General features: G+C 71.6%; 18 protein-coding genes. 9 read left to right on the forward strand and 9 right to left on the reverse strand.

Features of this window, described 5'->3' with window-relative positions; translation table 11 throughout:
* Nucleotides 1–36 precede the first annotated feature (36 nt).
* From RI138_RS30130 to RI138_RS30140, 3 genes are read right to left on the reverse strand one after another with little or no spacing between them, the layout of a single operon-like run.
* Nucleotides 37–1,320, reverse strand: coding sequence for an ATP-grasp domain-containing protein (locus RI138_RS30130; protein WP_311122432.1), 1,284 nt, complete (start codon nucleotides 1,318–1,320; stop codon nucleotides 37–39).
* A complete protein-coding gene (locus tag RI138_RS30135) occupies nucleotides 1,317–2,840 on the reverse strand; it encodes an asparagine synthase-related protein (protein ID WP_311122433.1) in 1,524 nt (507 codons plus the stop codon). Before RI138_RS30135 ends, RI138_RS30130 begins: the two co-directional genes overlap by 4 nt.
* A 1-nt stretch (nucleotide 2,841) precedes the next feature.
* Complete coding sequence (locus RI138_RS30140; RefSeq protein ID WP_311122434.1) at nucleotides 2,842–4,563, reverse strand: thiamine pyrophosphate-binding protein; 1,722 nt, start codon at nucleotides 4,561–4,563, stop codon at nucleotides 2,842–2,844.
* Nucleotides 4,564–4,698: 135 nt separating this feature from the next.
* Here RI138_RS30140 and RI138_RS30145 point away from each other — a divergent pair, with 135 nt between their 5' ends.
* The 7 genes from RI138_RS30145 to RI138_RS30175 all read left to right on the forward strand — a co-directional run bounded on the left by RI138_RS30145 (nucleotide 4,699) and on the right by RI138_RS30175 (nucleotide 12,829).
* Nucleotides 4,699–5,781, forward strand: coding sequence for a GNAT family N-acetyltransferase (locus RI138_RS30145; protein WP_311122435.1), 1,083 nt, complete (start codon nucleotides 4,699–4,701; stop codon nucleotides 5,779–5,781).
* The gene (locus tag RI138_RS30150) at nucleotides 5,781–7,409 is read left to right on the forward strand and encodes an ABC transporter substrate-binding protein (protein ID WP_311122436.1); all 1,629 of its coding nucleotides are present in this window, start codon (nucleotides 5,781–5,783) and stop codon (nucleotides 7,407–7,409) included. The genes RI138_RS30145 and RI138_RS30150 overlap by 1 nt, the downstream gene beginning before the upstream one ends.
* The gene (locus tag RI138_RS30155) at nucleotides 7,406–8,446 is read left to right on the forward strand and encodes a GNAT family N-acetyltransferase (protein WP_311122437.1); all 1,041 of its coding nucleotides are present in this window, start codon (nucleotides 7,406–7,408) and stop codon (nucleotides 8,444–8,446) included. Before RI138_RS30150 ends, RI138_RS30155 begins: the two co-directional genes overlap by 4 nt.
* 54 nt (nucleotides 8,447–8,500) lie before the next feature.
* Nucleotides 8,501–10,150 (forward strand): ABC transporter substrate-binding protein, encoded by a 1,650-nt coding sequence (locus RI138_RS30160; RefSeq protein WP_311122438.1) that lies wholly within the window; start codon nucleotides 8,501–8,503, stop codon nucleotides 10,148–10,150.
* A 145-nt stretch (nucleotides 10,151–10,295) separates the two neighbouring features.
* Entirely contained in the window at nucleotides 10,296–11,465 is a 1,170-nt protein-coding gene (argJ, locus tag RI138_RS30165; protein WP_311122439.1) for a bifunctional glutamate N-acetyltransferase/amino-acid acetyltransferase ArgJ, read from the forward strand.
* A 499-nt stretch (nucleotides 11,466–11,964) separates the two neighbouring features.
* Nucleotides 11,965–12,390 carry an aspartate 1-decarboxylase gene (panD, locus tag RI138_RS30170; protein WP_311122440.1) on the forward strand — a complete coding sequence of 142 codons (426 nt, stop codon included), beginning with the start codon at nucleotides 11,965–11,967 and terminating at the stop codon, nucleotides 12,388–12,390.
* A gap of 85 nt (nucleotides 12,391–12,475) precedes the next feature.
* Nucleotides 12,476–12,829 carry a GNAT family N-acetyltransferase gene (locus tag RI138_RS30175; RefSeq protein WP_311122441.1) on the forward strand — a complete coding sequence of 118 codons (354 nt, stop codon included), beginning with the start codon at nucleotides 12,476–12,478 and terminating at the stop codon, nucleotides 12,827–12,829.
* Nucleotides 12,830–13,173: 344 nt separating this feature from the next.
* Here the strand turns inward: RI138_RS30175 and RI138_RS30180 are convergent, their stop codons facing one another.
* From RI138_RS30180 to RI138_RS30205, 6 genes are all read right to left on the reverse strand, one after another.
* The gene (locus RI138_RS30180; protein ID WP_311122442.1) at nucleotides 13,174–13,617 is read right to left on the reverse strand and encodes a hypothetical protein; all 444 of its coding nucleotides are present in this window, start codon (nucleotides 13,615–13,617) and stop codon (nucleotides 13,174–13,176) included.
* Between the two features lie 95 nt (nucleotides 13,618–13,712).
* Nucleotides 13,713–15,137: a type III PLP-dependent enzyme domain-containing protein gene (locus RI138_RS30185; protein WP_311122443.1), complete on the reverse strand. Its 1,425-nt coding sequence runs from the start codon at nucleotides 15,135–15,137 to the stop codon at nucleotides 13,713–13,715.
* 148 nt (nucleotides 15,138–15,285) lie between these two features.
* Nucleotides 15,286–16,083 carry a family 1 encapsulin nanocompartment shell protein gene (locus RI138_RS30190; RefSeq protein WP_311122444.1) on the reverse strand — a complete coding sequence of 266 codons (798 nt, stop codon included), beginning with the start codon at nucleotides 16,081–16,083 and terminating at the stop codon, nucleotides 15,286–15,288.
* A complete protein-coding gene (locus RI138_RS30195) occupies nucleotides 16,083–17,156 on the reverse strand; it encodes a Dyp-type peroxidase (protein ID WP_311122445.1) in 1,074 nt (357 codons plus the stop codon). The genes RI138_RS30190 and RI138_RS30195 overlap by 1 nt, the downstream gene beginning before the upstream one ends.
* A 202-nt stretch (nucleotides 17,157–17,358) precedes the next feature.
* Nucleotides 17,359–18,801: an NADP-dependent phosphogluconate dehydrogenase gene (gene gndA, locus RI138_RS30200; protein WP_311122446.1), complete on the reverse strand. Its 1,443-nt coding sequence runs from the start codon at nucleotides 18,799–18,801 to the stop codon at nucleotides 17,359–17,361.
* A 142-nt stretch (nucleotides 18,802–18,943) separates the two neighbouring features.
* Complete coding sequence (locus tag RI138_RS30205; RefSeq protein ID WP_311122447.1) at nucleotides 18,944–19,468, reverse strand: DUF5709 domain-containing protein; 525 nt, start codon at nucleotides 19,466–19,468, stop codon at nucleotides 18,944–18,946.
* Between the two features lie 342 nt (nucleotides 19,469–19,810).
* Between RI138_RS30205 and RI138_RS30210 the strand changes: the two genes are divergently transcribed.
* Complete coding sequence (locus tag RI138_RS30210) at nucleotides 19,811–19,957, forward strand: hypothetical protein (RefSeq protein ID WP_179500121.1); 147 nt, start codon at nucleotides 19,811–19,813, stop codon at nucleotides 19,955–19,957.
* A 292-nt stretch (nucleotides 19,958–20,249) separates the two neighbouring features.
* A complete protein-coding gene (locus RI138_RS30215; protein ID WP_311122448.1) occupies nucleotides 20,250–21,725 on the forward strand; it encodes a UDP-N-acetylmuramoyl-L-alanyl-D-glutamate--2,6-diaminopimelate ligase in 1,476 nt (491 codons plus the stop codon).
* The last annotated feature ends 182 nt before the right edge of the window (nucleotides 21,726–21,907 follow it).

Here is a 21,907-nt window from a genome sequence, read left to right on the forward strand (position 1 = left end):
CGTACCGCGGCGAGACGCTCGAATTGATCTGACCGCTCACGGAGCCGTCCTTCGGGTGCGGATGCGGATGCCCGCCGCTGCGCGCCGGGCTTCTTCCAGAGCGGCTTCGGCGGTCTCTCCGCGGGCGTAGACGAAGCCCACGGACGCCGAGTTGTCCAGCCGTTCGGCCACCAGGTCGCCCGGCTGGTGGTGGAGGCTGACCGAGACGCCGGGACGGACCGCCCCGTCCAGCCCCTCGATACGGACGAACTCGCCGCTCTCGTCGGGGAACAGCACCACCACCGCGGCACCGCCCACCGGCCCCCGGCCGGGTACTCCCTCCGGTACGTGCCCGACTCCGAGCGCAAGCAGTTTCGCGTCCAGATGCGGGTTGGTTCCGCACACGTCGGTGACCATCGTGGAGATCATGTGCGCCGGCAGCCGGGGGTTCACCTCGATGACCCGCGGCCCGTCACCGGTGATCATCACCTCGGTGTGGGCAGGGCCCTGCCGGTAGGAGATGGCACGCAGGGCCCTCTCCACGCTGGACCGCACCGCTTCCCAGACATCCGGGTCGAGGGCGACCGGGAACGAGTGGGCCTCCTCCAGCATCGTCTGCCTGTGCAGGTGCTTGGACGTCGCGCCGAAGAAATGGGTGTTCCCGTCCACGGTCATGGACTCGACACTGACCTCGGTGCCCTCGACGTACTCCTCCACGAGCACGTGACCGGGCCTCGGCTGCCCCCGCAGGGAGCGCCGGACACCCGACAGCTCGCGCCACGCCTCTTCGGCCTCCGCAGCCGTCGAGCACTTGCGGACGCCGTAGGAGATGGCTTCGGAGGGGGGCTTGGCGATCAGCGGCAGCCCGACGTGGGCGATGGCTTCGTCCAGCTCGTCGGCACAGGTCACGAGCCGCCACCGCACGTTCGCCGGGTCCCCGTCCAGCGCGGCCCGCAGCAGGTGTTTGTCGTTCGCCGAGCGGACCGCGTCCATTCCCTGGGTCGGCAGTCCGAGTGACTCCGCCGCGCGGGCGGTCACCTCGGTGTGGTAGTCGGAGAACGACAGGATGCCGTCCACCAGGGCCTTGCCGTTCTCGTCGGTGAGGGCTTCCAGAACGGCGCGCCAGTCGTGTGTGTCCACGTGCAGGACCCGGTCGACACGGCCGAGAGGGTGCTCGGACAGCGGCCGCCGGCCGCCGGTGTACCACTCCTCCCCCTGCACGAGCAGCCATATCTCACAGCCGAAGTCCCGGGCGCGGTGGATACCCGAGTAGAACGCGTCGTGGAGCATCGACTCCACGATGGCGAGCCGCTTGCCCCGGAACCGCTCGTATCCGGTCATGTCCCGCCCCCGCCCACGATCTTGTCGATGACGTCCTCGATGTCGATGTCGTCAGGCTGCTCGCCGCCCACCACCGTCCGGTCGAAGAGGTGCCGGACGACCTGGGCCTTGACCGAGGCGATGTCCTCCTCCCCGGCTCCTGCCCGGCGGACCAGGAGGGAGAAGGAGGCCGTCGTGCCCGATCCCTCGTGCACGCCCAGCTTGGGCCGGGTCACGGTCTCGGTCGGCAACAGGTCGGACACCGAGGCCCGCAGCACCCACTTGTCCCGTCCGAACCTGCGTTTCAGACCGGACTCCAGCGAGGTCAGGAGCTCCAGCACCTCGCGGTCCCAGTAGGGGTGGGTGGACCAGTGGCCGGACACGGCCGACAGCACAGGGCTCATCTCGTTGAGTCCGTCGAAGGAGTCCATGTCGAGTGCCACGGCCGCGTCCAGGTTCGGCAGCCTGTCCTCCCGGTGCATTCCACCCAGGGGGATGTCCGCTCCGTAGCCGGTGAGGACCCTGCGCGGCGGGCCGCCGATACAGCGGTACATCGCCGTCAAGGGCAGGAGGTACTCGATCACTTCCGGGTCCAGCGATTCAGCGGCGTGAACGGTGTGGGGGAGCAGGGCCAGCAGTTCGCCGGACTCCACCGTCATCTCCCGGTGGTCCGATCCCAGGTGCTCCGCCACGACTCTCGCCTGGGGGAACTCGTTCGAGACGTCCGTGCCCATCGACAGGGTGTCGGTTCTGGTCGCGGACGCGCCGGCGGTCAGCGCGGCGACGGCCGAGGAGTCGATTCCTCCCGACAGCACCACGAGTGGCCGGCCGGCGGCCGGGAGACGCCGCACCACGGCCTTGTCCAGGGCCGCCCGTACCGCGTTGACGGCGTCGTCCGGCTCCGTCAGGCACCGGTGCACGGGCGGGAGCCACGTGCGGTGCACCGCGGCGGACCCGGTGTCCACGCCGATGTCGACGACAGCCCCGGCAGGTACCTGGTGGAGCCCGGGAAGCCCTCGGACCCGGCGTGCTCCCAGCACCGGGGCGCAGCGACCCGCCGGGCCGGCGCCGGCCAGTGCTTTGACCTCGGTGGCGGCCAGGACCCGACCCGGCTCGACGCGTACGTAGAGGGGGACCGAGCCCGCGTGGTCCGTGGCGGCCAGTACGCGGGTGCCCGACACGGCCAGCGCCGCGTACCGGCCGTTGATCATCCGGAATGCGTGCAGGCCGTACTTCTCGATCAGCCCCGTCACGAGCACGGCGTCCGACGCGCTCTCCTCCGTGCCCAGCGTGCCGTGGATCTCCTCACGGTTGTAGATCTCCCCGGCGAACAGCAGCAGGGAGTCACCGTCGGTCGTGTAGGCCCCGTCGGCGTCGGATCCGGGGTGGACCAGGACTGCGTCCACGGTCTGTGCGCGCAGCCGCTCGGCCAGCAGCGTCTGCCGCCCGAGCGTGGCGAAGACGGCCGCCGGCATCCTGCCCCCGCTGGTGTGGGCGGAGGCCAGGAAGCCGTATGCGGCGGGAAGATGGGTCTGCGCCATGTCAGATCTTCAGCGCTCCGAAGCCACCCGCGGTGAACTCGTAGTCCACCGGGACCTCGATCAGGTAGGGCCGCCCCAGCTCGACGCCCTTGCGCAGCGCGGCGAGAAGCTCTTCGCGCGTGGTCGCCTTGGTGCCGTCGACCCCGTTGGCCTGGGCCAGCTGCACGAAGTCCACCCCGGTGAACTTGACGGCCGGGTCGTGGCTGCGGTGGTGGCCGATGTTCTGGTACAGCTCGATCAGACCGTTGGTGTCGTTGTTCACGACGACCGTGACGATGGGCAGGCCCAGACGCGCGATGGTCTCCAGATCGGCGCTGTTGGAGTGGAAGCCGCCGTCGCCCGCGATGAGGAACGTCGGCTGGCCGGGCCGGGCGAGCTGGGCGCCGATGGCCGCGGGGATGCCGTAGCCGAAGCTGGAGCAGCCGGCGGAGGTGAGGAACCCGTACGGCTGGTCGGCGCGGGCGAAGAGCACACCGTAGTGACGGAAGAACCCGATGTCGGAGACGATCGTCCCCTCGGAGCCTTCGGCGGTCTCGGCCATGACGGTGTTCATCGAGTCGATCACCTGGTGGACGCGCATGCCGTCCTCGTACTGCTCGGGGTCGGCCAGCAGCTCGGCTATCCGCTCACGGACCGCCGTGATCCCGTGCCGGTCCTTCGGCCGCACTTGCGAGGTGCCGGCTTCCAGGTGGTCGACGAACGCGAGCACGTCCGTGACCACGTCCACCGAGGGCCGGTAGATCCGCGGAACCGGGTTGGCCGTCGGGGACACCCGCACGGTCTGCTTGGCCCTGCCCCGCTCCCACATGGAAGGCCGCAGGTCCTCCGCGTAGTCGTAGCCGAGGGTCAGGATGACGTCGGCCGGTCCGAAGAGCGATTCGAGCGCGGGGAACGACAGGATGCCGTCCATGTATCCGGTGACCGCGCCGTAGTTCAGCTCGTGGTCGTGGGGCAGCACGCCCTTGGCGATGTACGTGGTGATCACGGGGATGTTCAGCCGCTCGGCCAGAGCGCGGATTCCGGGGACCGCACCGGCGCGGATCGCGGCGGCGCCGACGACGAAGACCGGATTGGCGGCCTCGCGCACCAAGGCGACGGCCTGGTCCGCCGCGAGCTGCCACCCGGGCTGGATCGCTGTGATCGGCTTGGCGGGCGTGAGCGCGGGCCCGTGGTCGGCCTCGATGTCGATGCCTTCCGAGGAGCCCAGCAGATCCACGGGCAGGCTGATGAAGGAAGGACCGACCGGCTCCGTCATGGCTGCCGTCACCGCCGAGTCGACCAGGTCGGTGATCTCCCGCGGACGCTGCAGCTCGACGGCGTACTTCGACACCGGCTCGGCGATCCGGACCAGGTCGAGGCACTGGTGCGTGTCATTGGGGAAGATGTCGTGCGACTCCGACTGGGCCGCCATCGCGATCACCGGGGAGCGGTCGAGGACGCTGGTCGCCATGCCGGTGGCCAGATTGGTCATCCCCGGGCCCAGGGTGGCCCAGCACGCCTGCGGGCGACCGGTGATCCGGGCCAGCACGTCGGCAGCCACGCCGGCGGTGAACTCGTGCCGGGTCAGGATGAACTCGACCCCGTCCTGCTCGTCGAAGAGGATCGAGGCCGCCTCACGGCCGACCACGCCGAACACCTTCTCGACCCCGTGCTCTCGGAGGCGCTTGAGCAGGGCGTGCGCGGTGGTCGGCTGCTCACTGGGGCCAGTGGATACACGGGACATCTCGGCTCTCCTGTTCACGGTGTGACGGGGGGTCGGGGCCCACCCTGGGGCGGTCCGCTCTCGCCGTTCTCTCCAGCGGGTATCAAGGAGCGCGCCGAGAGCGGGTGGAGACCGCCGTAACCGAGGATCTGCCACGTGAGCAGTGCACTTGTGATCAACCGATGGCAGACGCCCGAGGACGCACGTGAAGCGGGCTGGGACACGCTCGTCGGGCCGGAGGACTTCTTCCTCCTGCCGGACTGGATGCGTGTCCTGCAGGACTCCGCGGGAGCGCGGATGGGATACCTCACGGCTCGGGCCGACAGCCGTGTTCTCGCGGCGCTGCCAATGGTTCACGCCACCCGCGAGTCCCCGTGGTCGCTGGGCCGCACCGATCTGCTGATCCGGCACTGCGCCGGCGAGGGCATGGACGGGGCCGCAGCGATACTGGGCGCATTCGGCGAGGTCGAGAGGCTGATGCCCTCGATGATGTGCGGCGGGCGTCACCTCGGACGGACCCGCCTCCTCCTGGGCCCCGGCGCCGACGCGGACACGGCGCACCGCATCCTCGAAGAGGCCGAGGGCATCGCCGCGCGGGAGGGGGCGCGGTCGATCTGCCTGCCGTACGTCGACGCAGCCGACCGGGTCCAGCGCGGTGTGCTCCGTGCACGCGGCTACGTCTCCCACGTGTCGGGGCAGTTCGCGTCCCTGGTCCTGCCCGGCGACGGCTTCGCCGACTACGCGTCGGCGTTCCCCGCCCGGCGTGCGCGCCGGGTGCGCGCCGAGCGCCGCCGCATCGAGGCCTCCGGCGTACACATCGCCCTGGGACCTCTCGATCCCGCCGACATCCCCCGCCTCGCCTCCCTGGAGACGGAACTGTTCGCCAAGTACGGCATGGCGGGCTGGGACCCCAGGCGCTCCGAGGCCGTTCTGCGGGCCGCCGCACAGCGCCTGGGAGACCGGGCGCTCGTCTCGAAGGCCGTTCAGGAGGGCCGGATCGTGGGGTTCGCCCTGATCCTCTCCCACTCGGACGCCTGGTTCGCCCACCGCGCCGGCTTCGACTACGCGGCCGTAGGGAAACTCCCGCTGTACTACGAGCTGTTGTACTACTCGCTTGCGGACCATGCCGCTCGGTACGGCGTGGGCACGATCCACTACGGCATCGGCTCCACCGAGGCCAAGGTCTCCCGCGGCTGCACCCTTTCGGAGCAGTACCTCTACGTGAAGGAACTCGCCTGATGTCGGGCTGGAACGCAGCGGTGGCAGCCCTGGCCAACCCCGGGGGAGCCCCGGGCGGCCGTCTGCGGATGGTCGCTTCGGCCGACGTGGACTCGCTCGACCCCGCCCGTACCTACTACGTCTGGTCGTGGCTGCTCCAGCGGACCATGCACCGCACGCTCATGGCGTTCGGGACCGATCCCGTGTCCCCCACCGTCGTACCGGACCTCGCCATCGGCCCCGGTGAGGTCTCGGATTCCGGCCTGACGTGGACGTACCGCATCCGCGAAGGCGTCAGGTTCGAGAACGGCGAGGAGGTTCGCGCCCAGGACGTCGCCTACGCGGTGGAACGCGTCTTCGCCCAGGAGACCCTCGCCGGCGGGCCGACGTACCTCCTCGACCTCCTCGACCACGGCGACTACCGGGGCCCCTACCGGGGACAGCGCTGCCGAGCCGTCGACTGCCCTGACGACCACACCCTGCGTTTCCGGCTCAGAAGGCCCTTCGCGGACTTCGACTTCCTCATGGCACAGCCCAACACCGCACCCGTCCCCGCCCGTTTCGACACCCGCGGCGACTACGAGAAGGCCCCGGTGTGCTCCGGGCCGTACCGCATCCGCAGCTACGAGGCCGGCCGTTCTCTCCATCTCGTCCGCAACCCGCTGTGGAACCGCGGCGACGACCCGCTGCGCACGGCCCTGCCGGACGAAATGGCCGTGACGTTCGGAGTGGACGTCGACGACCTGGACAGGAGACTCATCGCCGGGGAGTTCCACATCGACGTCGAAGGGCGCGGTATCCAGCACGCCGCACGGGACGCGATCCTCGCCGACCCCGTTCTGCGGGCCTGTGCGGACAACCCCGCAACGGGGTTCCTGCAGTACATCACCGTTCAGACCGCTGTCCCTCCCTTCGACGACCTCCATGCCAGGCGTGCCGTCTTCTACGCCGCGGACAAGGCCGCGCTCCTCGAAGCACGTGGCGGGAGCGGGGTGGGCGGTTCACTCGCCACCAGCCTGATCCCCCCGACTCTGCCTTCCCACACCGGCAGCGACCGCTACCCCTGCGGCGCCGACCTCAGGGGCGACCTGCCGGCCGCCAGAGCCGAACTGGCGGCCGCAGGAGTCCCCGACGGCTTCGAGACGGTGATCGCCACCCAGCCGGGCAAGTTCGAACTCGTGGCCCGCGCCCTCTCGGAAGCGGTCGCCCGAGTGGGCATCAAGGCCCGCGTCGAGGTCCTGGACACCGCTTCGTACTACCGGTCGGGCCTCGGGCACCCCGATACCGTGCGCGCGCTGGGCCTCGGCCTGGGAGTCACCGACTGGGGCGCCGACTACCCGACCGAGTACGGCTTCCTCGCCCCCTTGGTGGACGGGCGGCAGATCAAGCGGGGCGGCGGAAACTTCAACTTCTCAGAACTCGACGACCCCCTGGTCCGGCGTCTCGTCGACGAAGCCCAGGCCCTTGCCGATCCGTCCGCGCGGCGGGGGCTCTGGCAGCGCATCGAGGACACGGTCATGGAACGCGCCGTGATCCTTCCGATGGCCCACGACCGCACACTGCACTACCGGCACCCCGACGTCACCAACGTGTACGTGCACCCCGCCTTCGGGCTGTACGACATCCAAGCCATGGGACTGGCCCGATGACGGAATCCTTCGCCCCTGTGACCCCGTCCGACCGGCGCGCGGTCGACGACGTCCACCGACTGCGCCTCGCCGCACAGGCAGCCGACACACCCCATCTCCCCCCTCCCTGCCCGGCCGACCTGGAGGGCTCCCTCGCCGTCCCTCCGCCGGCCACCGCGATCGAGGAGTGGGCGGCCTACGCGGCCGACCGGACCTGTGTCGCCTCCGTAAGGCTGGAGTTCCCCCTGGAGGAGAACGACAACGCCGTCACCGCGGCCGTCTTCCTCGTCCACCCCGCCTTCCGCCGCAGAGGCGTCGGAAGGCGGGCCGCGGAGTTCGTGCGGGACCGCGCCACCGCGCACGGCCGCTCGCGCATCCTGCTGGCCGCGGACGCGGGACCGGGAGACCGCTCCGCGCCGCCCGCGCAGCGGTACTTCGCCCAGGCCCTGGGGGCCCGGCCCCTCGCCACGTTCCCTCACCTGCGGCTCCTCGTCGACGCGGCGCCCCGCACCGAGCCCGTCCCGGAACCGCTGCGGTTGCGCTTCTGGGGCTCGACGGTTCCCGAGGACCTCGTCGCGCAGGCGGCACGCCTGGAAGCCACCCTGTCGGCCGAAGCCCCGACCGGTCGGCTCGAATGGGCACCCCAGCCGAGCGCCGTGGCCCGGATCCGCGACTTCGAGCGCATGCGCATCGCCCGGGGCCGGCGCGCCTACCAGTGCGGCATCCTCGACGCCCGCTCGGGGCGGATGGCTGCCTGGACCGCGCTCTCGATGACGCGCGCCAACCCGGACAACGCCCTCCAGGCCGTCACCGTGGTCGACCCCGCCTACCGCGGGCGGCGTCTCGGGCTGCTGGTCAAGCAGCACAACCTGGCCGCGTGCCGAGCGGCCGAGCCCGGCCTCGCCCAGGTGGACACGTGGAACTCGGCCGAGAACGCCCACATGCTCCGTATCAACGCCGCGTTCGGCTTCACCCACGCCGGCACGCGGTCGATGTGGGAACTGGCCGTCCACCCGCCATCGGACGCCGGCCGGCCGGACGTAGCGCTGGACCGCTAGACGGATCCAGGAACCCCGCACCATCCGCTCGACACGAAGGGCGCTGACAACACCGTGGCATCCCACACGACCTCACACGGGATCGTGAATCCGTCCGACCGACGTGGCGGCACCCTCAGGTACGTCCGCACCGACGACTTCGACTCCCTGGACCCCGCCGACACCTACTACGCGTACACGTGGAACTTCATCCGGCTCATCGGACGCCCGCTCGTCGGCTACGCCACTGACGGCAAGGGCGGTTCCAGCCTCGTACCGGACCTGGCGGAGCAACTCGGTCGCGCATCGGACGACTCGCGCACCTGGACCTACCGGCTGCGCGAGGGAATCCGCTTCGAGGACGGCACCCCCGTCACGTCCCGGGACGTGAAGTACGCGGTGCTGCGCGCCGCTTACCCCGAGGAGGTGTACGGGGACCCCGTCACGCGCGGGGGGCCCGCGTACCTCCGCCAGTACCTCACCGGGCCGGAGGGGGTCGAGACACCGGACGACCGCACCGTGGTCTTCCACCTGCGCGAGCCGTTCGCCGCGTTCGACTACCTCGCAGCGCTTCCCACCACGATCCCGGTGCCGCGCGAGCACGACGACCTTCCCGGGTACCGCCGCCACCCCGTGTCCTCGGGCCCGTACCGCATCGACTCGTACACACCAGGGACAGAACTCGTCCTCGGCCGCAATCCGCACTGGGCCTGCGCAACCGATCCCGTACGCACGGCCCTTCCGGACCGCATCACGGTCCGGCTCGGGGTGAGCGGACAGGAGGTCGACCGCATGCTGGTCGAGGGGGAGGCCGACATCGACCTCGCCGGCGTCGGGGTACAGCCCGGGACCCAGGCACGCCTCCTGGCCGACCAGGACCTGATGCGGCAGGTCGACAACCCCCGCACGGGATTCGTGTGGCTCTACTGCATCAACCGGAACATCGGCCCGCTGGCGAACATCCACGCCAGGCGTGCCGTGCAGTACGCCACCGACAAGGCGTCGATGCTCGCCGCCTACGGAGGCGGCCCCGCCGGCGAGATCGCCACCACCCTGCTGCCCTCGTCCGTGGTGGGACACGAACCCTTCGACCGCTACCCGGTCGGCCCCGGGGGGACGGGGGACCTGGAGGCGGCCGAACGCGAACTGGCTCTGGCCGGCCGCCCCGACGGGTTCGCCACCAGGATCGCCGCGCGGGAGGACCGCACCAAGGAGTGGAACGCCGCTCTCGCCCTTTCGGACGGGCTGGCCCGCGTCGGTATACGAGCCGAGGTGGTTCCGTTCACCTCCGGTGACTACTTCACCAAGGCGGTCGGGGTCCCCGAGTTCGTACGGAAGCACGAGATCGGAATCGTCATGTTCGGCTGGGCCGCCGACTTCCCCGACGGCTACGGCTTCCTCCAGCAGATCGCCGACTCGCGGGCGATCAAGGAGACGGGGAACCAGAACCTCGGAGAGCTGGCCTCTGCCCGGATCGACGCACTGCTCGACGCCGGCGCGGCGACGCGCGACGAGCAGGAACGCGCGAGGATCTGGGCGGCCGTGGACCGCGCAGCCATGGACGAGGCCGTCATGTGCCCCTACATGTACGTCAAGTCCGTCGTGTTCAGGGGTGCGAGGGCCGCCAACGTCGTCATGTCACCGGCCTACGGTATGTACGACTACGCGGTGCTGTCGGTCGCGGACACCGCCCCGCCCGCCGCGGGCGGGGCGGACGACAACTGACAGAGTGAACGGAGTCCAACGGAGTCCAGGGGCACGCCTCACGAGAGGTTCTGGTACCAAGGACGCGGGCGGCGGGCCACCGGCTTCCCGTCCACCGCTCGCCTACGCCGTCCACATCCCCACATGTTACGAATCGAGGACTTTCATGCATGGTGCGGTACCCCGCGGGTTCACCATTCACACCGCGCCGGTCGGAATCGAGGACGACGGGCGCGATGACCTGTGCATCATCGCCTCGGACGTACCGGCCCGCTCCGCAGCGGTCTTCACCCGGTCCAGGTTCGCCGGCCCTTCCGTGACGCTCTCGCGTGACGCGGCGGCCGACGGAAGGGCGCGCGGCGTGGTCGTCATCGCCCGCAACGCCAACGTGGCCACGGGAGTGGAGGGGTCCCGGAACGCCACCGCGGTACGGGATTCCACCGCACGCGCCCTCGGCATCGCACCGTCCGAGCTGCTGGTCGCCTCCACCGGGGTCATCGGCCGCCAGTACCCCATGCCGCAGATCCTCGACCACCTGAACGGGCTCACGTGGCCGCCTGCCGGTGAGCCGCGCGACATGACTGCGGCCGCTCGGGCGATCATGACCACCGACACCCGGCCGAAGTTCCTCAGCGCGCGGATCGGCGAAGCGACCCTGACCGGCATCGCCAAGGGCGTCGGAATGATCGAACCCGATATGGCGACCCTGCTCACGTTCTTCGCCACCGATGCCGAACTGGACGAGGAGACGCTGGCGGCGGTGTTCAAGCGCGTCATGGACATCACGTTCAACGCCGTGTCCATCGACACCGACACCTCCACGTCCGATTCGGCTGCGATCTTCTCGAACGCCCTGGCGGGGCCGGTCGATCCCGAGGAGTTCGAGCAGGCCCTGCTGTCGGTCGCGCTGGGGCTGGTGAAGATGATCGCTTCCGACGGCGAGGGCGCATCCACACTGATCCAGGTCGAGGTCGAGGGCGCGCGCGACGAGGCGCAGGCCAAGCGTGTCGGCAAGGCCGTGGTGAACTCCCCGCTGGTCAAGACGGCCGTCCACGGCGCGGACCCCAACTGGGGTCGGGTCGTGATGGCGATCGGAAAGTGCCAGGAGGACACGGACATCCTTCCGGAACGTGTTGCCGTGCGCTTCGGCGACATCGGCGTCTACCCTCCCGGAGCCGACGAGGACGAGCGCCGCGATTCGGTGGCCGCCTACCTCAAGGCCGCCGACGAGGTGGTCATCGGCATCGACCTGGGCATCGGAGAGGGACGGTTCACCGTGTACGGCTGCGACCTGACCGAGGGATACGTACGCCTCAACTCGCAGTACACGACGTGACCGGTCCCTTCCCCTCGTACACCGCGGGACCGTAGCCGAGAGGCGTCCGGCCCCCGCCGGCGTCGCGGCGGGAAATCGGCCTTCCGGCGCCCCCTCGCTTGTCACCGTTCTCCGGGCCGGCCCCTGCGTACGTCCACGCGGGGGCCGGACGCGCCGGGGCACGTCCTGCTCCTGCGCCGTTGACGGCAGCGGTGGGTCTTCGGCAGCCGGAGCGACTCGTTGCAGCGTCGGCTGACCCGCCTCCACATCGAAGGAGACCCGACTCGTCCTGGACGCCTTGGGGATGGCTCTTTGACAGCGCGACCGCGACCAACACCCGAACATTCGAGGCGAGTCGATCCGCCGCTCGGACGCCGGGTCGCGGGCCGCGTCCCACCCGTCGAGTACGAGAACGACCGCTACCTGCGAACGATCTTCGATTTGACACGTGCCGATGTACAGTGAAGAACGCCCTTGACCTGCAGAAAGCCGGCAGGGAGCCGTCTTCTAGGAGTTCAGAATGCTGCGCACCATGTTCAAGTCCAAGATCCACCGGGCCACCGTCACCCAGGCCGACCTGCACTACGTCGGTTCCGTGACCATCGACGCCGCCCTGATGGACGCCGCCGACCTGCTGCCCGGCGAGCTGGTCCATATCGTTGACATCGACAACGGCGCCCGTCTGGAGACGTATGTCATCGAGGGCGAGCGCGGCTCCGGTGTCATCGGGATCAACGGTGCCGCCGCGCACCTCGTGCACCCCGGTGACCTGGTCATCCTGATCAGCTACGCGCAGGTCGACGACGCGGAGGCCCGGGCCCTCGTGCCGCGGGTCGTGCACGTGGACGCGGACAACCGGATCGTGGAGCTCGGCTCCGACGCCTCGGCACCGGTGCCCGGGACCCGTACGGAGCGGAGCCCGCAGGCCGTCGTCGCGGGCGGCTGAGCCGGGCGCCCGCACCCCCGGACGGGCGACGTCCGGGCCCCCGGACGGGCGACGTCCGGGCCCAACGAGCGAGGGAGCGGCAGCCATGGCGGAGAACACGCCGGTGGAGATCAGGGACGACCGGGAGCGCGGCAGCCTGGTGGCCTACGAGGACGGCACACCCGCCGGGAGCATCGCGTACTTCGTCATGGAGCCCGCCCCCGGCGCGCTGGTGGCCGTGCACACGGTCGTCCGTCCCGAGCGTGAGGGCAAGGGCATCGCCGGGGCGCTCGTCCGGGAGTTCTACGCCCTGGCCGCCCGCGAGAGCGTGCCCGTCGTGCCGCTCTGCCCCTACGCGGCGAAGTGGGCCCAGCGCCACCCCGATGAGGCGCCCGAGGCGCCGGCGGATCTGGTCCGGGAGGCGGAGCGGCAGCTCAGGAGCCACCGTGAGCTGTTCTGAGTGACGCCGCTCCGCCCATGTGTGGACTCGGCAGGCGCGGGCAGCCGCACCGGGAGACGGTGGAGGGAAGCTCCATCTGTCCGTTTCGTGTCGCTGTGGAGGACCGAATGACCCACCCGTACCCCGACCCCGTACCGCCCGCGCCGACGCCTCCGCCCGTGCCCGGTCCGCCCACCCCGGTACCGAGCCCGCCCCCGGTGCCGCCGGGGCCCGCGCCCGTGCCGCCCGGTCCGGCGCCGGACCCGATCCCGCAGCCGCCCGGCCCGGAACCCGTACCGGAGCCGGAGCCGGAGCCCCAGCCCGCGGGGACGTGAGGGCGGGGCCGGAAGCCCGCCGGTCGGCCTTCAGGTGGTCGCCAGGGCCTCGTTCGCGCGTTCGGTGACGGCGTTCAGCACCCGTGCCGCCGCGGCCAGGTCCTCGGCGGGCAGGTCCCCGTAGAGCCGGGCGGCGAGCTCCGCGGTCCCGGTCGCGATGCCGGCCTGGAGCCCCCGGCCCGCCTCGGTGAGCCCGAGGCGGGCGCCCTCGCCAGGCAGTTCCCTGAGCAGCCCGGCCGCCGTCAGTGCGGCCAGCACCGCCCCGGCCGTCGCGGCATCGACCTTCAGCGTGCCCGTCATCCGCTCCACCAGGGCGGCGGGGTCGGCCTCCCCGTCCCGGTCGGCGACCGCGTTGAGCGCCACCGCCTCGTGGAACGTCGTGCCCTTCGTGGTCAGCAGGCCTTCCAGCAGGGCCCGGGTGGCGTAGTGCGCCCGGCCGATGATCTGTCCGTTGAGGTGGGTCGTCGAGGTCATGACTGCTCCTCCGCGAACGTCGATGGGGCGAGCGATACGTCGAGCAGGCGTCTCAGCTGCCCGGGCGGTGACGGCGTGTCCGTCGGCGGTGAGGCTCAGCTGGACCGCCCCTGATCGGCCGGACCGCCGCCCCGTACGCCGACCAGTGCGTCCGCGTGCGCGAGACCGCTCTCCGTCGCGATCGCGTCCATCGACTGCGCGTCCCGTACCGTCGCGAAGGCCACCGGCCCGTCCGGCCCGCCCCTCCGGAATCCGTACACCGCGGCCCGCGGCAGGCTGTTGTACGCCCACGGGGTGGAGAAGTAGTACGCCCCCGTGTCGTACAGCACGACCACATCGCCCTCGGCCAGCTCCGGGAGCTCCCTCCCGTACGCCACCACGTCCCCCGCGAAGCAGCACGGACCCGCGATGTCCTGCGCCAGCGGCGGACCGTCCTTGGGCGCGCCGTCCGGGCCGAACGCGCCGATCCGCAGCGGCCAGTCGTCGGGCATGAACACGGTACGGGTGGCGGTCTGCGCCCCGGCGTGGGTGAGCGCGATCCGGCGGCCCCCGGCGTCCTTCGTGTACTCCACCCGGGCCCCGATGAACCCGTTCTTCGCGAGCAGCGACCGGCCGAACTCGGTGACCAGCCCATAGCGCCCGGAGAAGAGGCCGGGCGCGGCCTCGGTGAGGGCCGCCACGTAGTCGGCGTAGGTGGGGCGTACCGTGTCGTCGGCGAAGTTGACCGGCAGGCCGCCGCCGATGTCCAGGCTGGTCACCTGCCGGGTCCCGAGCGTCGCGTTGATCTCGTCGGCCAGCTCGTACGTCCGGGCCACTCCGGCCGCGATCAGCTCCAACGGACAGCCCTGGGAGCCGACATGGGTGTGCAGCCGGGTCAGCCACGGGCGGTCCCGGAAGGCACGGACCACGGCCTCGCGGGCTCCCGCGTCGCGCAGCGCCACCCCGAACTTCGCGGTGTCCGTCGCCGTACTCATCGGCCCGATGGAGCCGCCGCCCACCTGCGGATTGACCCGGAGCCCGAGTACGGAGGAAGTGCCCCGGTTCCGCAGGGAGTCGATGCGGCGCAGCTCGTCGATGCTGTCCGCGTTCACCGCCACGCCCAGGGCGAGCGCCAGCCGGATCTCCTCGCGGGTCTTGGCGGGGGAGTCCAGCACGATGGAGGCCGGGGCGAATCCCGCCTCCACCGCGAGCCGCAGCTCACCCGGGCTCGCCACCTCGCAGCCCATGCCGCAGTCGGCGAGCAGCCGCAGCACCGGGATGAGCGAGCAGGCCTTGGCCGCGAACGTGTGCAGCACACCGGGCGTACGGGCGAAGGCGCCGTGCAGGGCGGCCACGGAGGCGCGCACCCCGTCCGTGTCGATGAACCCGGCGACCGGCCCGGTCTCGCTCAGCAGCCCCTGTCCGACGGCCGCCCGGACAGCGGCGTCGAACCGGGAGGACCGCGAGGACCGGGAGGGCCGGGAGGAGGAGGGTGGTGTCGGGCCGGGGTGCGCGGGGTGTGCCGAAGGCGTCTGCGTCATACGGTCAGAATCCCGGATGGCTGCCCCGCTTTCCCATGACCCATGTTCCATGCCCCGTCGCCCGTCGCCCGTCGCCCGTCGCCCGTCGCCCGTCGCCCGTCGCCCGTCGCCCGTCGCCCCTGGTCCGTCTCCCGTCGTTCGCCCGCGCTCAGGCGATCAGGCCGACCGCGGCCTCCGGTGTCAGCATCCGGAAGGTGAACGCCTGCTGGAAGTAGAGGTGGACGCTGGTGGCGTCGTGGTCCGCATAGCCGATCGACAAGTCCTGGCCCAGGCGGAGTTCGAAGTCACCGCCCCGGGTGGACAGCAGCACCCCGCCCTTGACCGCGGGAGCCCAGAGGATCTCGTCGTCCACCAGGCGGCTCAGATGGGTCTTGACCGGATACCCGTGGTCGGACGTCTCGGCGGCCTCCGTGAACGCGTCCGCGCCCAGCAGCAGCCGGTACGGTCCGTCCACTCCGGCCAGCCGCAACCGTGTCACCGCCTGGCTGACCGCCACCGGATAGTCCCGGGCGTCGGCGGGCAGCGGCAGCGGGTCGTGCGAGGAACCGTCCCGCAGACCGGTGATCCCGGCCGAGGCGTAGCCGTCGATGATCGCCATGTCCTCGGCGAACGCACAGGTGCGCGCCGCGTCCTTGACGGACTGCCAGTCGCTGTCGGCCGAACCGCGCTCCACGTCGTCCACGGCCTGCCGGGTCACAGTGAACGGCACCCGCCACTCGATGACCGGCATCGACGTACGAGCCCGGGCCAGTACGTCCGGCGTGGGCGGATCGATGTCGCGCAGATGGCCGTCTCCGACCGCGGCCAGCGTCGGGCCGTCCGGATCGGAGACGTCGACGACGCGGCGGCCCGCGACATGACGGCGGAACGTACGCCGGGCCTCCTCCTCGATCTCGTCCCAGGCGGCGGGCGTGACCGGTGCGAGTTCGCGGTGCAGGTTGTTCATCACTGGGCGCTTTCTTGCAGGCTGCCGATACGCAGCGAACCATGGTCCGGCCCGGCCGTGACCGGCTCCTGCCGGACCGGTGCGGGCACCGGTTCCGGCAGGTCGGCGGAGCGGTCCGGGGCGGGCAGGGGCGGCGGGGCGTCGAGGAAGTCGGCGCGGGGGGCGAAGAAGAGGGAACCGGTGACCGCCGTGGAGAAGTCGAGGATGCGGTCGTGCGTCCCGGGCGGATCACCGAGGAACATGTTGCGCAGCATCCGCTCGGTGACGTCGGGGTCTGCCGCGTACCCGATGAAGTACGTGCCGAACTCGCCCTGCCCGAAGTTCCCGAACGGCATGTTCGCCCGCAGGATGTCGCGCTCGGTGCCGTCCGGATCGGTGATGGTGTTGAGCGAGAGGTGGGAGTCGGCGGGCTTCTCCTCGTCGGGGAACTCCACGTCGTCGAGCTTGGTACGACCGATGACCCGCTCCTGCTCCTCGACGGAGAGCGCGTTCCAGGCCTTGAGGTCGTGCAGGTACTTCTGTACGACGACGTAACTGCCGCCCCCGAAGTCCGGGTCGTCCTCCACACCGACGAGCGCCGCCGCACGCGCCTCCTCGCCCACCGGGTTCTCCGTACCGTCCACGAATCCGAGCAGGTCCCGGTGGTCGAGATAGCGGAAGCCGTGCGTCTCGTCCACGATCCGCAGGGCCCCGTCCAGCTTGTCGAGCAGCTGGGCGGCCCACTCGTAGCAGAGGTCCATCCGCTCGGCCCGGATGTGCAGCAGCACGTCGCCCGGGGTCGCCGGGGCGTGGTGAAGGCGGCCCCGCAGCTCCCGGAACGGGTGCAGGCGCGCGGGGCGCGGCCCGTCGAAGAGCCGGTCCCAGGCGGTGGAGCCGAAGCCGGTCACACAGGCGAGCCCGGAGTCCGGATACCGGAAGCCGAGCGAACGCGCCACGGCCGCGAGATCCGGCAGCACGTCCCGCACGGCGCTCTCGCCGCCCGGCTCGATCGTGCCGACCAGGAAGAGCGCCGCGTTGGTCACCGGCGCCACGACGGGCTGGACGGAGACGGGATCGGGGACGGCGTCGGGCATGCGCGCACTCCACTGGACGGGGAACAGGCGGGGGTGAACAGGCGGGGTGTACGGACGGCGACGAACGGGACGGCACCGAATGGACGACGCCGAACGAAGGGGACCGAACGGACGGCGGCGAACTGGGCTCGCAGCAACTAACCCACGTCCCGCCCCCGCCCGCACCCCGGGTGGCCCGGCCGGGGGAGCGCCCCGGGCGGCCTCAGCCGGCCCCGACCTCGGACCGGTCGCCGCCCCAGAGCGTGTGGAACGACCCCTCCCGGTCCGTACGCCGGTAGGTGTGCGCCCCGAAAAAGTCCCGCTGCCCCTGGGTGAGCGCCGCGGGCAGTCGCTCCGCGCGCAACCCGTCGTAGTACGCCAGTGCGGCGGCGAACCCCGGCGTCGGCACGCCCTGGCGCACCGCCTCGGCGACCACCGACCGCCAGTCGTCCTGGGCCGCGCCGATCTCCCGGCCGAACTCCTCGTCCGACAGCAGGCTCACCAGGTCGGGCCGGGTGTCGTAGGCCGCCCTGATGCGGTCCAGGAACGCCGCCCGGATGATGCAGCCCGCCCGCCAGATCGCCGCCACCGCACCGGGGTCGATGCCCCAGTCGTACGCCTCGCTGCCCGCCCGGATCTGGTGGAAGCCCTGCGTGTACGAGACGACCTTGGAGGCGTACAGGGCCTGCTCGACCCGGTCCGCGAAGGCCGCGGCCTCCGCCCCCTTCAGCGGCTCCGGCGCGGGCCCCGGCAGACCTCGGGCGGCCTCCCGCAGATCGGCGTGGCCGGAAAGCGACCGGGCGAAGACCGCCTCGGCGATCCCGGAGACCGGAACACCGAGGTCGAGCGCGATCTGTACGGTCCAGCGCCCGGTCCCCTTCTGCTCGGCCCGGTCCTGCACGATGTCGACGAAGGGTGCGCCGGTCGCCGCGTCCGTATGGGCGAGGACCTCCGCCGTGATCTCGATGAGGTACGAGTCGAGCCGCCCGGTGTTCCAGGTGCGGAAGACGTCCGCGATCTGCGTGGGGGAGTAGCCGCCCACGGAGCGCAGCAGGTCGTAGGCTTCGGCGATCAGCTGCATGTCGGCGTACTCGATGCCGTTGTGGACCATCTTCACGAAGTGCCCGGCGCCGTCGGGGCCGATATGCGCGGTGCACGGTGTGCCGTCCTTCGCCTGCGCGGCGATCTTCTCCAGCAGCGGCTCCAGCGATGCGTAGGACTCCGCCGAGCCGCCCGGCATGATGCTGGGCCCGTTGAGCGCGCCCTCCTCGCCGCCGGAGATCCCCGCCCCCACGAAGTGGATGCCGAGCTCGCGCAGCTCCCGTTCGCGGCGCCGGGTGTCCTCGAAGTGGGCGTTCCCGCCGTCGATGATGACGTCGCCCTCCTCCAGCAGCGGCGCGAACTCCCCGATCACCGCGTCGGTGGGCCGACCGGCCTTCACCATGATCACCAGCCGCCGGGGCCGCTCCAGAGCGGCGACGAACTCCTCGGGGGTGTGCGCCGCGACGAACGTGCCCTCGTCGCCGAACTCCTCGACCAGGGCGTCGGTCCGGGAAGCCGTGCGGTTGTGCACGGCGACGGTGAAACCGTTGCGCGCGAAGTTCCGGGCGAGGTTGCGGCCCATGACCGCGAGTCCGGTGACGCCGATCCGGGCGGTGCCGCTCATCTGTGTGCTCCTGGGGGATCAGGGGTGTGTGCGGTGCTGAGGTACGCGGTGGGCAAGCCGTACACACGGTGTGTGCTGTGCGTTCGCAGGGGGTACGGAGCGGGGGGCGGCGGCGTTCAGGGTGCGGAGCCCGGGGGTGGGCTCAGGGCGAGGGCGAGGAGGCCGTACCACTGGGGCCGGGCAGCGCATCGCCGTCGATGAGCGAGTCCTCCTCCGCCGGGTCGGGGATGACGTGCATGGCCGCTTCCTCGGCGGAGGCCGCCGCGCCGTCGATGCCCACATCGCTGGCGGTGAGGGTGGCCGGAACACTCCCGTCGGCCTGCTGGGTCAGCCGCCCGGCACGTACGACGCCCACCTCGCCGTCCCAGAGCTCGCCGTCCCCGCCCACCAGATCGCCCACGCCGTCGCCCGGAAATCCGTCGGGCTCGGGCAGCTCACGGGTCAGCCGGGCCTCCAGGGATTCGCCCGTGAGGCCTTCGGCCGCGGTGGTGCCGCGGCCCTCGACCGCCCACGGCCGGTCCGGCGGCGAATACCCCTCGTCGAGGGGGTCACCGGTGCCGGAAGGATCCATGAGCGTGTCCTCGGCGCCGAGCTGCTCATCGGGGTCGGAAGCCTCGGGCTGTTCCTGGGGCTGGTAGACGTCGTCCCCCCAGTCGGTGTCGCTCATGGTGCGTCCTTTCCTCGGGAGAACCACTGTCCCCTGTACGCAATTCCACTCCGGTCCTGCTCCGGCCGCAAAGGGAAGATCGGTATCCGGCGGGCGGCGAGAGCGCCGGGAGCGGGTCCGTCCGCAGGTCGCGGGCGTGCGTGGCCGCTCTGCTGCCGGTTCACGGACTGTTCAGCGGCAGAGCAGACCAGCCCTGGGGGGCAGAGCAGAGCAGCGCAGGGCGGGGCAGAGGAGGCTGGGGCGTTCCGGGCCACCGGGCCGCTCGCCTCGTGCCGGGCCGCAGGAGCGTGGGGCGATCCGGAGCCGGACCGGGGGGCTTCCCACCGCACGTACACTCGGCGCATGGGACGTAGCGCAGAGCCGATGGAGTGCCGCCCGCACCGGGCCGCTTCCGCGCTGCCCCCGGCCGTCTCCCGCGCGGCCGCGCCACCGGCGCCCGCCGACGCGGCGCCCGGGACGGGGCGTACGGCACTGCACGGCCACGGCTAGCGTTCTTCGCAGCGATTCCGGTCGGCGGCTTCCGCTGACATTCGGCGGCATCCGGCCGCATCCGGCGTTCGTGGACCACGGCAACTCCGCCCCGGTCCTCCGCCCCACCACGCACCCGAACACCACCGCCTCCGGCCCGCCGAGCACCGGAGACACCGCCGCACCGGCACGCGCCGGACGCGAGATCCAACCATCGGCTCCACAGCATCACGCGGCCCACGGCGCACCCGCCCGGGCCGCTTCCCGGCGACGGCCGCACGACCGGGGCCGCGCCGCACTCGAAGGGATCATCGTGAAGCTGAGCGACCTACTGGCCGGGCAGGACCACCATGTGCTCCAGGGAACCCCGGAGCGCACGGACGTCACCGCCGGAACGACGTTCGACGTGGACCGGGTCACCCCCGGCTCCGTCTACGTCGCGGTACCCGGCCATGCCGCCGGCGGCCCCGAGGCCGTCGCGCCGGCGGTCGCACGCGGCGCGGTCGCCGTCCTGGTCGACGAAGAGGCACCACCCCTTCCCGCGGCCGTGGGAGACGCCTGCGCCGTACGTGTCCCCGACGCCCGCCGGGCCGCGGCGGTCGTCGCCTCCCGCTACCACGGGGAACCGGGCCGGGCGATGGACCTCATCGCCATCACCGGGACGAACGGCAAGACGTCCGTCTCGTACATGACCGAGTCGGTGCTCCGCCTCGCCGAGGGCGCACGGGTCGGCGTGATCGGCACCGCGGGGAGCCGTATCGGGGACGAGTCCATCCCGATGCCGCCCTCGGTGCTCACCACCCCGGAATCGCCCGATCTCCAGTACCTGCTGGGGTACATGCGTGACCGGTCCGCCGGCAGCGTCGTCCTGGAGGCCACGTCGATGGGCCTGTTGACGCACCGTCTGGACCGTACGTTCATCGATGTCGGCGTCTTCACCAACCTGACCCAGGACCACCTCGACGACCACGGCACCATGGAGAACTACCGGGACGCCAAACTCCGCCTCTTCCAGGGCCTGTGCCGCCGCGCCGTGATCAACGCCGACGACCCGGTGGGCGCCGGGATCCGTGACCTGATGCCCGACGCGGTGACCACGTACGCGCTGGACGGCGATGCCGACTACCGTGCGAGCGACCTCGCCGTGGACGCTTCGGGTACCCGGTTCACCCTGCACCACGACGGCCGCAAGTACCCGGCGGCGATCCCCTCGCCCGGGCGGTTCTCGGTCTCCAACGCGCTGGCGACGCTGGCCGCGTGCCACCTCCTGGGCCATGGCCTGACCGGGCTGGTGGACGCCCTGGAGCGGATGCCGCAGATCCCCGGCCGCTTCGAACGGCTCCGCACCCCTGCGGGCACCTCGGTGATCGTGGACTACGCCCACTCGCCGGACTCCCTCAGCAAGGTTCTCACCACGATCCGGGGCTTCGCCCAGGGCCGGGTGATCACCGTCTTCGGCTGCGGCGGCGACCGCGACACCACCAAGCGTGCCGAGATGGGCACCATCGCGGGCACCCACTCCGACTTGTGCGTCCTCACCTCGGACAACCCGCGCTACGAGGACCCCGAGGCGATCCTCGACCAGATCGCGCCGGGCATCGCGTCGACCGGGACGCCGTACGAGCGGCACACCGACCGCCGCCAGGCCATCGCCGCCGCCCTGGCGGAGGCGGGCCCGGACGACATCGTGCTCATCGCGGGCAAGGGCAGCGAACCGCACCAGAGTGCCGAGGGCGTGCTGCTGCCGTTCAGCGACATGGCCACCGTGCGCGAGTTGACCGGCGGATAGCCGGGGCGGGGAGCGGCCCGGGCACCCTGCCGGGCCCGCCCCGGCGGTACGGAGCAGTGCTCCGCACCTTCCGTACCGCCGGGGCGATTAACACCACCGATGCGTCAATCGTGACGATCAAGGTGTTGGTGCGGCAGCCGGGTGACCTGGGAAGCTGGCCCGGCCGGGCCCGAACGCCGGGT

Origin of the sequence: Streptomyces durocortorensis (assembly GCF_031760065.1) — a bacterium.
Lineage (GTDB): Bacteria > Actinomycetota > Actinomycetes > Streptomycetales > Streptomycetaceae > Streptomyces.

Excerpts from the sequence above, each read along its gene's own strand:
- RI138_RS30130 (WP_311122432.1), bottom strand. The coding sequence starts at position 1,320 with ATGACCGGATACGAGCGGTTCCGGGGCAAGCGGCTCGCCATCGTGGAG.
- RI138_RS30135 (WP_311122433.1), bottom strand. The coding sequence starts at position 2,840 with ATGGCGCAGACCCATCTTCCCGCCGCATACGGCTTCCTGGCCTCCGCC.
- RI138_RS30140 (WP_311122434.1), bottom strand. The coding sequence starts at position 4,563 with ATGTCCCGTGTATCCACTGGCCCCAGTGAGCAGCCGACCACCGCGCAC.
- RI138_RS30150 (WP_311122436.1), top strand. The coding sequence starts at position 5,781 with ATGTCGGGCTGGAACGCAGCGGTGGCAGCCCTGGCCAACCCCGGGGGA.
- RI138_RS30155 (WP_311122437.1), top strand. The coding sequence starts at position 7,406 with ATGACGGAATCCTTCGCCCCTGTGACCCCGTCCGACCGGCGCGCGGTC.
- argJ (WP_311122439.1), top strand. The coding sequence starts at position 10,296 with ATGCATGGTGCGGTACCCCGCGGGTTCACCATTCACACCGCGCCGGTC.
- panD (WP_311122440.1), top strand. The coding sequence starts at position 11,965 with ATGCTGCGCACCATGTTCAAGTCCAAGATCCACCGGGCCACCGTCACC.
- RI138_RS30175 (WP_311122441.1), top strand. The coding sequence starts at position 12,476 with ATGGCGGAGAACACGCCGGTGGAGATCAGGGACGACCGGGAGCGCGGC.
- RI138_RS30180 (WP_311122442.1), bottom strand. The coding sequence starts at position 13,617 with ATGACCTCGACGACCCACCTCAACGGACAGATCATCGGCCGGGCGCAC.
- RI138_RS30185 (WP_311122443.1), bottom strand. The coding sequence starts at position 15,137 with ATGACGCAGACGCCTTCGGCACACCCCGCGCACCCCGGCCCGACACCA.
- RI138_RS30190 (WP_311122444.1), bottom strand. The coding sequence starts at position 16,083 with ATGAACAACCTGCACCGCGAACTCGCACCGGTCACGCCCGCCGCCTGG.
- RI138_RS30195 (WP_311122445.1), bottom strand. The coding sequence starts at position 17,156 with ATGCCCGACGCCGTCCCCGATCCCGTCTCCGTCCAGCCCGTCGTGGCG.
- gndA (WP_311122446.1), bottom strand. The coding sequence starts at position 18,801 with ATGAGCGGCACCGCCCGGATCGGCGTCACCGGACTCGCGGTCATGGGC.
- RI138_RS30205 (WP_311122447.1), bottom strand. The coding sequence starts at position 19,468 with ATGAGCGACACCGACTGGGGGGACGACGTCTACCAGCCCCAGGAACAG.
- RI138_RS30210 (WP_179500121.1), top strand. The coding sequence starts at position 19,811 with ATGGGACGTAGCGCAGAGCCGATGGAGTGCCGCCCGCACCGGGCCGCT.